The sequence below is a fragment of the Desulfurispora sp. genome, from assembly GCF_052744395.1.
The window spans coordinates 1-12,386 of the sequence record NZ_JBRAJI010000060.1 but is presented as its reverse complement, the minus strand read 5'-3'; the positions used below and the strand labels follow the sequence as shown (position 1 = coordinate 12,386).

Annotated in this window: 10 protein-coding genes and 1 riboswitch; of the genes, 3 read left to right on the top strand and 7 right to left on the bottom strand. The window is 57.0% G+C overall.

Translation table 11 applies throughout. The annotated features are described in order from the left end of the window. The first annotated feature begins 152 nt into the window (after positions 1 to 152). Together ACUVTU_RS12355 and ACUVTU_RS12350 are read left to right on the top strand one after the other, a co-directional pair. Positions 153 to 2,228, top strand: coding sequence for a DEAD/DEAH box helicase (locus tag ACUVTU_RS12355; RefSeq protein ID WP_445890266.1), 2,076 nt, complete (start codon positions 153 to 155; stop codon positions 2,226 to 2,228). 302 nt (positions 2,229 to 2,530) lie between these two features. Then, on the top strand, positions 2,531 to 3,523 hold the full coding sequence (locus ACUVTU_RS12350) for an Rpn family recombination-promoting nuclease/putative transposase (RefSeq protein ID WP_445890265.1): 993 nt from the start codon (positions 2,531 to 2,533) through the stop codon (positions 3,521 to 3,523). A 242-nt stretch (positions 3,524 to 3,765) separates the two neighbouring features. On the opposite strand, the gene ACUVTU_RS12345 is transcribed toward ACUVTU_RS12350, so the two are convergent. From ACUVTU_RS12345 to ACUVTU_RS12315, 7 genes are all read right to left on the bottom strand, one after another. After that, a complete protein-coding gene (locus tag ACUVTU_RS12345) occupies positions 3,766 to 4,347 on the bottom strand; it encodes a type II secretion system protein GspG (RefSeq protein ID WP_445890264.1) in 582 nt (193 codons plus the stop codon). 70 nt (positions 4,348 to 4,417) lie between these two features. Next, complete coding sequence (locus ACUVTU_RS12340) at positions 4,418 to 5,107, bottom strand: type II secretion system protein (protein WP_445890263.1); 690 nt, start codon at positions 5,105 to 5,107, stop codon at positions 4,418 to 4,420. Positions 5,108 to 5,198: 91 nt separating this feature from the next. Further along, the gene (locus tag ACUVTU_RS12335; RefSeq protein ID WP_445890262.1) at positions 5,199 to 5,738 is read right to left on the bottom strand and encodes a hypothetical protein; all 540 of its coding nucleotides are present in this window, start codon (positions 5,736 to 5,738) and stop codon (positions 5,199 to 5,201) included. A 91-nt stretch (positions 5,739 to 5,829) separates the two neighbouring features. Further along, positions 5,830 to 6,363, bottom strand: a complete 534-nt coding sequence (locus ACUVTU_RS12330) for a prepilin-type N-terminal cleavage/methylation domain-containing protein (protein WP_445890261.1) — start codon at positions 6,361 to 6,363, stop codon at positions 5,830 to 5,832. Between the two features lie 296 nt (positions 6,364 to 6,659). Then, positions 6,660 to 6,746: riboswitch (cyclic di-GMP riboswitch) on the bottom strand. 181 nt (positions 6,747 to 6,927) lie between these two features. Continuing rightward, the gene (locus ACUVTU_RS12325) at positions 6,928 to 8,745 is read right to left on the bottom strand and encodes an aldehyde ferredoxin oxidoreductase family protein (RefSeq protein ID WP_445890260.1); all 1,818 of its coding nucleotides are present in this window, start codon (positions 8,743 to 8,745) and stop codon (positions 6,928 to 6,930) included. 15 nt (positions 8,746 to 8,760) lie between these two features. Then, positions 8,761 to 10,014, bottom strand: coding sequence for an iron-containing alcohol dehydrogenase (locus ACUVTU_RS12320; protein WP_445890259.1), 1,254 nt, complete (start codon positions 10,012 to 10,014; stop codon positions 8,761 to 8,763). 167 nt (positions 10,015 to 10,181) lie between these two features. Next, complete coding sequence (locus ACUVTU_RS12315) at positions 10,182 to 10,448, bottom strand: MoaD/ThiS family protein (RefSeq protein ID WP_445890258.1); 267 nt, start codon at positions 10,446 to 10,448, stop codon at positions 10,182 to 10,184. 405 nt (positions 10,449 to 10,853) lie between these two features. Between ACUVTU_RS12315 and ACUVTU_RS12310 the strand changes: the two genes are divergently transcribed. Next, a partial coding sequence (locus ACUVTU_RS12310) for an efflux RND transporter periplasmic adaptor subunit (protein ID WP_445890257.1) occupies positions 10,854 to 12,386 on the top strand: 1,533 nt, incomplete at its 3' end.

Here is a 12,386-nt window from a genome sequence, read left to right as displayed (position 1 = left end):
GGTGGGTCAGTTTTACTTGACTAGCGGGGGTCAATTCTATTTTACGATCTACAGTTAACGGCCCGCCGGGAACCGGGAAAACCACCCTTGTCCACAGCTTGATTGCCACCCTCTGGGTAGATGCAGCCATCCAGCAGACCAGACCACCGATTATGCTGACTGTATCTGCCAACAACCAGGCCGTCACCAATATGATTGACAGCTTTGGAAAAGTATCCAAAACCGATACCCTGCTATCTTCCCGCTGGTTGCCGGGTATAACCAGCTATGGACTGTATTGTCCATCACAGTATGCTGCCCAGCGTCAGGAAAACCAGAAATACCAGATAGCAACAGCAAAGAGCGAATTTCCGGCCACCAGCGGGTTTATGGCCAAAAAAGAAAGCCGGGAATACCTCTTGTCGGCAAAAGAACACTATCTGCAGTGTTGCAGCAAATATTATGGCTGCGAAATCAAAACCATAGACCAGGCCATTAAAAAACTGCATACTGAGCTGACAAACAATCAGCTCGGACTCAAGAAGACAATCCAGCAATATCTGGAAGCAATTCGCGCCCAAAAGCAGACAGCGCTTGCACTGGAAAAGATCAAAGCCAAATATGGAAGCCTGGATAATCTGACACAAGAACTGTTGGCCCGGAAAGATGAACTGCATCAGGAAGAAACGACGCTGAAAATAAAACTGGAGCAGAAAAAGCAATCATACAACGAAGCTGAACAAACATATCTGGAAACCTACCGGATGGTACAGGGCAATATCAGCAACCATGCAGTACAGGGTGGTATAATCAGGCGGTTTAGGTACTGGCTGGCCCAGTTGCTTTTGGGCGAGCGACGAAAAACAATTAACAGTGAACTATCCGGCACACTTACCAGGATGCTGGAAAAAAGCGAAAACAATATGAAGCGAGCTGAGGAAGCTGTGCTGGCTTGCAGCCAGCAGATTGAGCGACTGCAAAGAGAAATAAAGCTTCTGGAAGACGAACTGGCTATCATTGACGAGAGCAGCAAAAACACATTACCCGCTGTTGAGGAAATCCAAAACAAATGCGATACCGAACTGCGCTATCGTTCCTTTCTGCTGGCCACCCATTACTGGGAGGGGCGCTGGCTCAAGGAAGTGGAAAAAGCCCATGAAATGTACCAGAGAAATATCAAGGTAACACCGGAAGAAAAACTGCGAAGCAAATGGCGGCGCTACGCCATGCTGACGCCCGGCCTGGTGTCCACCCTGTACATGGCACCGGCCATGTTCACCTGCTGGTACCGGGAGGGAGAAAACCTTTACTCCCAGCCCCTCTGGGAAGAAATTGACCTTTTGATTATCGACGAGGCCGGGCAGGTCTCCCCGGAAATAGCCGCCGCCACAATGGCCCTGGCCAAAAAAGCGGTGGTGGTCGGCGACATCTGGCAAATTGAACCAGTGTACAACATCACCCGATTTGTTGACCAGGGCAACCTGCTGCGTGTCGGTCTTATCAGCAGCAAAGACGAATACCCGGAATTGCAGAGCAAAGGAGTTACAGCCCAGGGCGGCAGTGTAATGCTCATAGCGGGTCGCAATTGCCCCTACCGTTTTCAAAACGAAAACGGTGAACCCTATAGCGAGCGCGGTATGTGGTTACGAGAACACCGGCGCTGTCTGGATACCATTATCGACTACTGCAATCAGCTGGTCTACCGGGGTCAACTTTTGCCCCTGCGCGGTGACCAGCTTAAACCCGGAGCACTGCCTCATTTCAGCGCTGTTCATTTTGCTGACGGTGTATCCAGCAGGGCGGGCAGCAGTCGCAAAAACGAAAAAGAGGCCGTGTTTATACTGGAATGGCTGATGGAGAAGAAGGATTACCTGCTCACCACCTACGGCCCGGATAAAGCGCTTAAGGAAATAGTAGCTGTCGTAGTGCCCTTCACCGCTCAGAAGCGGGAATTCCTAAAAGCCCTGCGGAGTAATGAAAAATACGCGCCACTGCGTGGCATCACCATAGGAACTATCCACGCCCTGCAGGGCGCAGAAAGGGACGTGGTCATATTCTCACCCGTTTATACTTGCAGCGACGGTACAGATTATTTCTTCAACAGTGATGTGCGCATGTTGAATGTAGCTGTCTCCCGCGCCCGCGAAGCCTTTGTGGTAATCGGAGACACCGAAATATTCCGCAAAGCGGGCGGTGCAGCCGGACTGCTGGCCCGATATATCTTTGCTGAAAAATCATGCATAGCCTAAAGCAAAAAATTATATGGTATAATCGACCAGTAAGGTGTTCATAAAGGAAAATTAATAGCTGGAGGTGTCCGGAGGTGGAAAAAACACAGGGATAAATCATTACCAACTCCTAACGCAGTGAGGGACTGTCCTCCTTTTGGGAGAGACTGGGAGCCTTCCGGGGAGGCTTCCAGGTGCGAGTGCGATTATTAAACCCCGCCGGTCACACCACCGCCAGGCCGGCGGTTTTCCTTTTTTTATTAAAACTTTTCACATGGCAGCCCCTGTGGTATAATCAAAACCACAAAAGAGTGCGCCTTAAGATGCCCCAGCCCGTCCACCAGCCGCACGACAAGGGCTACAAGTTTTTGCTCAAAAACAAGGAAACCTTCCTGCAGCTTTTGCGCAGCTTTGTGCCCGCCCCTTGGGTGCATAACATAGACCCCCGGAGCCTGGTTCTGGTGGATAAGAGCTACATCACCCAGGAATTTGCCGATAAAGAGGCCGACATAGTCTACCGGCTGAAAAGCACCGAAGACGACGTTATCTTTTACGTCCTGCTGGAACTGCAGTCCACAGTGGACTACCTGATGCCCTTTCGCCTGCTCCTGTACATGGTGGAAATCTGGCGGGAAGCGTATAGCAACACATCGCAAAATGAGCGGGACAGTAAAAACTTTCGTCTGCCGGCCATAGTACCCCTGGTGCTGTACAACGGCCGGCCCCGCTGGACGGCGGCCACATCTTTTCAGGACATCCTGGCTGGAAATGAGCAGTTTGCCGGGCATCTGCTTAATTTTAACTATGAGCTAATCAGTGTACAAAGCTATAGCGACCAGCAGCTGATGCGCCTGGCCAACCTGGTGGCCGCCGTGTTCATGCTGGACAAAAGCCGGAACTTAAAGCAGGTGTTCAAAACATTGCGCCGGCTGCAGCGCGTACTCAGCCAGATGACCCCCGATGATTTTCAGCGGTTTAAAACCTTTTTGCGCAAAATTATTGCACCATATCTATCGGAGAAAGAACAGGCCAGGGTAGAGGAAATACTGCAACAAGCCGGGCCAGAGGAGGGAAAGGTGATGGTGACCAACATTGAGCGGATACTGGCGGAAAGTATGGCCGATGCCGAGCAAAGGGGGATACAGCAGGGCATAGCTCAGGGTATGGCTCAGGGTTTAGCCCGGGGCGAACTCAAAAAAGCCCGGGAAAGCGCCCTGGCTGCCCTCAGGGAGGGATTAGACCCGCAACTGGTGAGCAAAATTACTGGCCTGCCCCTGGAAGAAGTACTGGAGCTACAAAAGAAAATTGTCCATTAGGTTCCACAAACCCACACCACCGCCAGCCCGGCGGTGGTTTTTTGGTTTTGAGTGGTCAGACCCCTTCTGGGAGGAACTGGCAGCCTGGCAGATTTGCCAGGAGTGACGGGATTAAGTTAGAATGATACTTTAATGCTTTAACGTAATGAGGGACTGTCTTCTCTGGGAGATCCTGGAATTATTCCGGGGGCTTCCAGGTGCAAGTGCGATTAGCGCTCAGCAGGTGGTGTTTTATGATTGGATTACATGTCATCCATCCAGATTATCACAGTTATATAATAACCAAATCCTGATTGATAACCTGTATAAGAATAGCCAATGCTTTCCCTGATTTGACGATTCACTGCATCACGGATGGCGCTATCGGGGAAGTTACTGATAGTAACGGCAGTGCACAGGGTATTGTTTACTGAATGGGGGTTGTTGTTGGCGTCATAAACTGTCCCACTTATAGGTGCCTTCCAGTAGCTATAATTGCCACCCCAGGGTGTATTGGCAGGCAGCTTTTCTAAATAAGGTCCGTTCCAGTTGCTGTTTCCCGACGGTGGGGAAATAAAATAGCCCATTCCATTGGTGCCCGCTGCGGTAGGCCAATCGCCGGTATCGGCATAATAACTGTAGCCAGCAGTTTTGATAGCTTTTAAGTCAGCTATTACCCGGGCGATTTTGCCCTTTTCCACCGCCCTAAACGCATTGGGGGCGATGATGGCGGCCAGCACGCCGATGATGGCGATGGCCACCAGCAGTTCCACCAGGGTGAAAGCGGGGCGAAAGTTATTCCTGTTTAGTTTTAAAAAGAGCTGCTTAAGAATAAGTTGAAGCATTAAAAAATACCCCTTTGCCACTGCTGCAGAGAATAGCCCTTTTTGTAAGGGCCGCCAGCAAAGAGTGCTATCAGTTGCTGTAAGCCACACAGTAATAAGCGGTGTGCTGGGGCCAGCTGGTAGTTGGGCGGTAACGGAACATGCCTTTTGTCAGATCGCCGTCGTCCAGAGCGGTGTCAATATTTTTCATAATGGCGGAAATCTGGGCGTCAGTAAAGCCGGAGCCGCCGAAGTTCAGCTCAATGCAGGGGTCGGCCACGCCGTCATTGTTGAAGTCCAGAGGGGTGGAGCCGTAGGTGTAAACGCCCTGCCACTGGTAGGTGCCACCGTGGTTGCCCGCCCAGTACTGGGCCTGGGGCCATTTTTCCAGATAGGGGCCGTTCCAGCCGGCGGGGTTCCAGACATTGCCGTTCCAGCTGGCAGGATCGCCGGGCGGGTCATAGGACATGGTGACCGATTGCTGCAAAAAAAAGATCCCCCGCTTGCCCGGTGCAGAAGGACCGGCGCCCGCCACATCATCATCATTGGGCGGAAAAACGCCCGTGTCGGCGTAGTAAGCCAGAGCCGCCCCCTTGATGGCCTTCAAGTCGGCCACACTGCGGCTGATCTTGGACTTTTCCACCGCCCGGAAAACATTGGGCGTCACAATAGCGGCCAGTACGCCAATGATGGCGATGACTACTAAAAGCTCCACCAGAGTGAAGGCGGGGCGGCGGGGCTTTTGTTTGGAGCAAAGCTGTTCGAGTAGGATTTGTAGCATCAACGAATACCCCTTTACGGGAGATGTTGTTCCGGCTGGCGGTATTTTTGACGCAGAGGCCGGGGCCCTTGCGTGAGGATAATTTAAGGTGTTAAAGGTGATGGCTATTATTGCTGGATAATAGTTCTTTTATCACTGCTAATTTGTAGCTGACATATAGATATCGCTGGCATTTTGTGTAATAACTGAAGCAGTAGATTAAACCGCTCATAATTGCTGATAAAATAGTAATCATTACCCAGATCCAAATCATCTGTTTTGCAAAAAAGGTGGTAAATTGCTTGTAGAACGTGGTAAATTCATGCGCAGGCTGCTTGGTGGTAGTCAAAAAAGCTGAAATAAAAGAACTGGCCAGACTGTACATTTCGGTCATAAACGGAGCCAGAAAAGTGACTATTGATATAATTAATGGTACCACTACCAAGAAGGCCAGGGAATAACCAAACTTATTCTCTTCATTGGCCATTTTTTGAACCTGTAGACTTTCTTTTAAAATCTGCAGGGACTCCCTGTCCAGGGAAGATAGCTCTTTTTTAATGCTTTCCCGGATGCTTTTGTAGTGGCAAAATGCCCTTTGCTGGTCTTTGTGAATGCTGGAATCGATACAGTTTCTCAAACAGCTGAGCAACATGGCAGATGCCTCCCGGCTGGCTGTCGGAGGGTGGTGAAAAGGGTGTTTGTTGAGACCTGGCAGCCCGGTGGGGCTGCCAGGAGGGGGTATTTTATTGCTCAGAGATTATCAGGTAGACATTATTGTCATAAGAGGAATTATATCTAACTGTTCCACTATCATTGTCTGCTGTTCCTCCGTCCAAATCAGCTTCTAAACGGTCGCGGGCAGAAGCGGGAACAGATGTAAGTATAATATACTTGTCGTCGGTATCAATTCCTAAGCTAGCAATTGCAGAAGCATTTGCTGCATAATTGTATATTCCGCCCCAGGGGTTTTTGTTAGGCCATCTCTCAAGATAAGGACCATTCCAACCGGTAGGTGCGCTAGTGCCATCTACAAGTTTCGGATCATTTCCAGCTGTGCTAGGGGTGGCGGGCCATTGGCCTGTATCGGTATAATAGTTTAATGCTGCCGCCTTAATTGCTTTGTAATCTGCTTCTGCTCTTGCTACCTTGCCCTTCTCAATCGCCTTAAACGCATTGGGGGCGATGATGGCGGCCAGGATGCCGATGATGGCGATGACCACCAGCAGTTCTACCAGGGTGAAGCCCCGGCGCCGCTTTTGGGTGAGCTTTTTCCACATGGGGTTTTGCCTCCTTGTCAGTGTGTTTTGGGGGGCAGTCCGTGGTGCGGGCTGCCGCTGAGCGGGTTTTATACGAAAAATACTGGTTTTAGAAAATTGGTTTTCTGTCAGCAAGCTAGCTAGAAAGATGCGTGTTAGCTGCGCATAGTAACACGGAACGTGCACATACGCCAGGCAGCGCCTGCCTTTGTCCAGCAGCATGGCCGGACGTGTTAAGTAAAACATGTCTTTGCCCGGCGGTGTTTGTTCCTTTTGTTCACCTCCCTCAAAATAACACAACGGGCCGCCGGAAAGTACCCGGCGGCCCGGCGACCATGGCATGAAAGCTTTAGGCCCGTGGCTTTGCGCCTGCGCCCTTTCGAGCGCAGTTGCCCCACATGGGTAAGTGGTGACAGTATTTTACTACTCGGTTAATTAAATTATATTGACAAACAGCGGCGGGCGCAATAGGCCCGCCGTTGTTGTAGTGATTAAATCTTTGAAAACAAATGTTTAACTTTTTTAAACATAGCCTTCCCCAATTGCCGCCGGTGCCGCACCTGCGGCATACAGGCCAGGATGATATTAAAGCCTGCCCGCCAGCTCGCTCAGCCCCAGCCCGGCCAGTTTGTTTGTGCCCGGCCGGCCGCTGCCGTCCCAGCCGCGCAGCGCGTAATACTCCACCAGGGCGGCAGTCAGATCCACAGCCTGCCCGGCGGCACCGCCATCGGCGTAGGCCTGGCTCAAAATGCGGGGCAGGCGGTCGTCGGCCGCCGTGACTCCCCAGTGGTTGTTCAAAAGCCGCTTTAAGTTGAAGCTGCGTTCGCCCACCCGGAGCAAATCCTCCGCCGTCCAGGGCTGGCCGGTCAAAAGCCCCAGCAGGCCGGCCGTGGCATCCACGGGCAGGGAGGCGAAGACGCAGCGCAAAAGGGCGTTGTCCAGCTCCCGGATGTCCTGCAGCCGGATTACCGCCTCTACCCGGCCGCTCAAAGAATGGCGCGGCCCGGGCACAAGGCCGGTTTTTTCATCGGTGTACAGGCCCAGGTCCACCAGGTAAAAGTCGCCCCGCAGGTGGCAGGCACCGCGCGGCCCGGTGGCGTAGGAGAGGGCCTGGCCGGCAAAGGCGCGGGGGTCGTGCATGGGCATCTCCATGCCCTTGACCTGGGCGGCCAGTTCCGGGTCCACGCCCAGGGCGGCGGCCATGGCCCTGGTGCCCTGGCCCAGCAGCTGGCCGCAGTCCCGCCGGTAGGCCATGTCCTCCACCAGTTGCTTCATTACCACGGTGTCACCCCAGGGGATGGCCCGCCCAAAGCGCTCGGCCGGCACCAGTCCTTCCCCCTGCAGGTACATGGCAAAGGCGATGCTGGCCCCGGCCGAGATGGTGTCCAGCCCCAGCTGGTTGCACAGGTGGTTGATTTCCACCACGCTGGCCAGGTCGTAGTTGTCGCAGAGCGGCCCGAAGGCCACTGCGGTCTCGTATTCTGGCCCGTCTACGGTAATGGTCTGCCCGTCCCGTTCATGCTTCAGGCGCCGGCCGCAGGCGGTCTGGCAGCCGAAACAGGCGCTGTTTTTCACCACAAAATCTTCCCGCAGCTTTTTACCGGTGACCTTTTCGGCCGGGAAAAGCCCCGCCGTGTAATAGCGGGCCGGCACATCGCCGAAATAAAAGCCCACATCCAGATAGCCCAGCGTGCCGTAGTGGCGCAGCGTGCCCGTGGCCTCCTGCACCTGGGCGGCGGCAAACTCGCTGACCATCTTGAAGGTGCTCTGGTCGGCGTAGGTGACCTTTTCCTGCCCTTCGGCCACCACGGCCTTTAAATTCTTGGCCCCCATCACGGCACCCAGGCCGCCGCGCCCGGCCGCCCGCCCGGCGTCGTTTAATACCGCGGCCAGGGGCACCAGATTTTCCCCGGCCGGGCCGATGCAGGCCACACTGGCCCGGGGGAGCTGCGCTTTCAGCGCCTGCTGGGTGGCGTAGCTGTCCAGGCCCCACAGGTTGCCGGCCGGGTGGATGCTCACGCTGCCGTTGGTAGCGTGCAGGTATACCGGTTCGGCGGCCCGGCCCGTGATCACCAGCCCGTCCAGGCCGGCCATCTTCAGGCGCACGCCGAAAACGCCGCCCGAGGTAGCCTCGCCCCAGATGCCGGTGAGAGGCGAGCGGGCGCACACGGCAAAGCGCGAGGTGGAAGGGGCCACTGTGCCCACCAGCGGCCCGGTCATGAAAATGAGCGGGTTTTCCGGCGCCAGCGGTGCAGCATCCAGTGCGCCCAGTTCCACAAAAAGGCGGGCGGCCAGGGCGCTGCCGCCCAGATAATTGCGGGCCAGGGCCGGGTCCAGCTCCCGGATTTCCACCTGCTGGCGGCTCAAGTCCACATAAGCAATTTTGCCCATATATCCGTGCATTTTTCAGGCCCCCCTTTAAAAGTCTACCGGCAGCCCGTCGTAGGCGTACTGGAACAGGCGGCGGTAATTTTCCGCGGTGACCGGCCGGCGGGAAAGCAAGCTCACCCCGTCGGCCAGGGCCAGTTCTACCAGTTCGGGCAGACGGGCTGCGAAGTCCGGGCGGGTGATCCCCAGCTCGCTGATGGTGACCGGTCCGCCCACGGTGCGGGTGAAGTCTACGTAGTGCCGGAACAGGGCCGTAAGCCGTTCCCGGGCGGGGGCGGGCGGAAGGCCTAAAAAGTCGGCCAGCTGCTGGTAGCGGTCGCTCACCCGGGCCAGAAAGCCAAAGGTGTAGGGGGTGAAAAGTCCCACGGCGGCACCGTGGTGCACACCAAAAAGTTTGCCAAAGGCGTGGCCCAGGGCGTGATCCGGCCCGCAGGCGGCGTTGCCGAAAGCGGCGCCGGCCAGGCAGGCAGCCAGCTGCATCTTGGCCCGCGCCTCCAGATCGCCCCCGTCGGCCACCGCCCGGGGCAGGTACTGGAAGACCAGGCGGATGGCCTGCAAAGCCAGCGGGTCGGTGAACTCGTTGGCCCAGTGGGAGAGGAAAGCGCCCGTGGCGTGGGACAGGGCATCCAGCCCGGTGTAGGCCGTGAGTTGGGGCGGCAGGCCGGCGGTGAAGGCCGGGTCCAGCACGGCAAAGTCGGGTACCAGCTCGTAGTGGGTGGTGGACATCTTTTGCCCGTCTTCCGTGAGCACGGCGGCGCCGGTGGCTTCCGAGCCCGTGCCCGCCGTGGTGGGGGCGGCTGCCAGCAGGGCTTTCTGGCGCAGGCCCAGAGGCTCCAATATATTGATCTGGCGGAAGTCGAAGTCCGGCTTTTCGTAGCGCACCCAGATCATCTTGGCGGCGTCAATGGCCGAGCCGCCGCCCACGGCCAGGATCAACCGGGGGGCAAACTCCTGCGCCACTTTGGCCCCTTCTTCCACCAGCTCCACCGGCACTTCGGGCAGCACGCCGTCCCAAATTTCCACCGTGTGGCCGGCTGGGCGCAAAGCGGCTGCTACCCGCTCGGCCAGGGGGCGCACCACCTGGTCGGTGATGATCAGCACGCGGGCCGCTGCGGCAATGCCGGCCACGGCGCTCTGCAGCATATTAAGGGCCTGGGCGCCGGCCAGGATGCGCGGCACAAAAAAGGCGGTCTGCAGCCCGCGCACACTGCTAGCCCCGGCAGCCAGGGCCAGGGTGCGGTTAAAAGGTTCTTCCGCCCACCACAGGGGACGCTCTTTGGTCACTGGCTTCACCTCGCAGGCAATTTTTCTCAATAGTAACATGGTGGACTAATTGTGTAAATAGTTGAAATAATACCAATATACAGTCAGTGCTCTGGACTTGACAGTAAGGCAGGTGAGGCCCGCTCTGGTTAGCCAGCTATTCCCTTTAAGCTTGCAGAAAAACCTGGCTAACCACCACTGATGGCCGGGAAAATGACTACCCGGTCGCCCGGCGTAAGCGGCCGCTGCCTGTCCCGCCCGGCGATGCCGCCCACCAGCAGCACCAACTGGCCCGGCGGCACCTCCCGGGCAAAAAGGGGATAGCGCCGGGCCAGCTCGTCCAGCAGGTCTCCCGCCCGGGCAGCTTCGGGCAGCTCCAGCCAGATTCCTTCCCGCAGTTCTTTTTCCACATCCCAGAACAGCACCTGCACATGTACCGGCAGCACTCTGCTCATTCCCCTTTGCTAAAGCTGGAGATACCGCCCTTTTGGGTCGACCGAAAAAAACGGGCGCCTCAGGGCCGTGCCGGATACCGCCGGCACTGCTATTATAACACATATAACACAGCCGGCCATGCTCCTGTGCAGTGGCGGCCATGGGCTCTTAAATTCCTTTTTCAGGAAACTATTTCGCTTCAGCTGACTGTCAATAATATGTCGTATCAGGCCCGGTGTGCCGGCAGGGAGGCCAGTTTCTGTAAAAATGCCGGCGGATCGCTTTCGGACAGGCCCTCTGTCCACAATTTCCCACATTTATTTAATCTCATCTTAACATTTCTCCCACATTTGCCCGGCCGGTCCGCGCTAGGCTTAGCTTTAAAATGATGCCCAAAAATTCCACCGGGGGGAGTGGACGGCGCCTTGTCCAGAGTACCGTCATTTCTGAAAAAAATCTGGCCACTGGCGGCCGCCCGCCGCATCTGGCTGGCGGCTGCCCTGCTTTTGGTGGTGGCTGCCGTTATCGCCTGGCGGCTTGTGTCCGGCGGTGAGGTGGAGGGCCAGTACATCACCCGGCCGGTGGCCTATGGCGACATTGTCCAGACCATCAGCGCCAGCGGTACGGTGGAGCCCGAGCAGCAGGTGACGCTCACCTTTAAAAGCCAGGGCTATGTGGAAAGCTGCAGTGTGAAAGTGGGCGACCGGGTGCAGAAAGGGCAGCTTTTGGCCAAAGAGCGCGACGACGACCTCCAGGCCCAGCTGGCCAGCGCCCAGGCCGGTCTGGCCGAAGCTCAGGCCACCTATGAAAGCCTGGCGGCCACCCGTTCCCAGAAGCTGGCCGGCGCGGCGGCCCAGCTGGCCCAGGCCGAAAGCAACCTGCAAAACGCCCGCAACAACTGGAGGCGTTACCAGGAGCTGTACGCTGCGGGCGCCGTCAGCCAGGCCGAGCTGGAAAACGCCCAGAGCAGCTACCGGGCGGCCGAGGCCGCTTACCAGTCCGCCCGCTTAAACCAGGCCAGCACCGGCCAGCCGGCCGAGCTGACCTCGGCCGCCGCCCGGGTGCAGGCGGCCCGGGCCCAGGTGGAGATGGCCCGGAGCAATTTAAACGGCGCCCACATCGTGGCGCCCTTCGACGGCTATGTGATGCAGATCAACGGCAGTGTGGGGCAGTGGACCCAGGGCGGCGCGCCGCCGGTGGGTACGGCTACCTCCTCCCAGTTCGGCATCATCCTCTGCTCCACCGCCTTAAAGCTCACCGCCCAGATCAATGAAGCCGACATTAGCCGTGTACAGGTGGGCCAGGAGGTCACTTTTACCGTCAATACATATGCCGACCGCACTTTTCGCGGCCGCATCGTTTCCCTGGACCCCATGGCCAGCACCGTGAGCAATGTGCAGATGTACGGCGCGGAAATCCAAATAGAAGACTTTAGCGGGCTGAAGGCGGGCATGCCGGCGGCGGTGAACATCATCACCGGCCAGGCCAGGCATGTGCTCACTGTGCCCCAAACCGCCCTGGACTTCGCCGGCTCCTACCTGGCGGCCCGTCGTGCCGCTCTGGCCGGGGCGGGGCGCAGCAGTGCGGACAGGCAACCCGCCGGTAATGCTGCGGGTAGTGAGAGGTGGCCAGGAAATCCCCAGGGCAGCGCAGCAAAGGAAAACAGCAGCCAGAGTGCCGGGCAGTTTTCAGCACCCGGAAAGGTAGGAGCCGGGGGTGCAGAGGCGGATCAGGCCGCTGGGGGAATACAGGGAACCGCTGCGGACAACACCGGCAGCCGGGCTTTCGTGCTGGTGCTGGAAAGCGGCCAGCCCCGGCCCCGGCGGGTGCAGGTGGGGCTAAGCGACGACCTGAATGTGGAGATAAAATCCGGACTGCAGGAGGGCGATACCGTCATCACCGGGCAGACCGGCACCGGCGGCCGGGCGGCCTCCGGCACGGGCGCCCCGGGCGGCCAG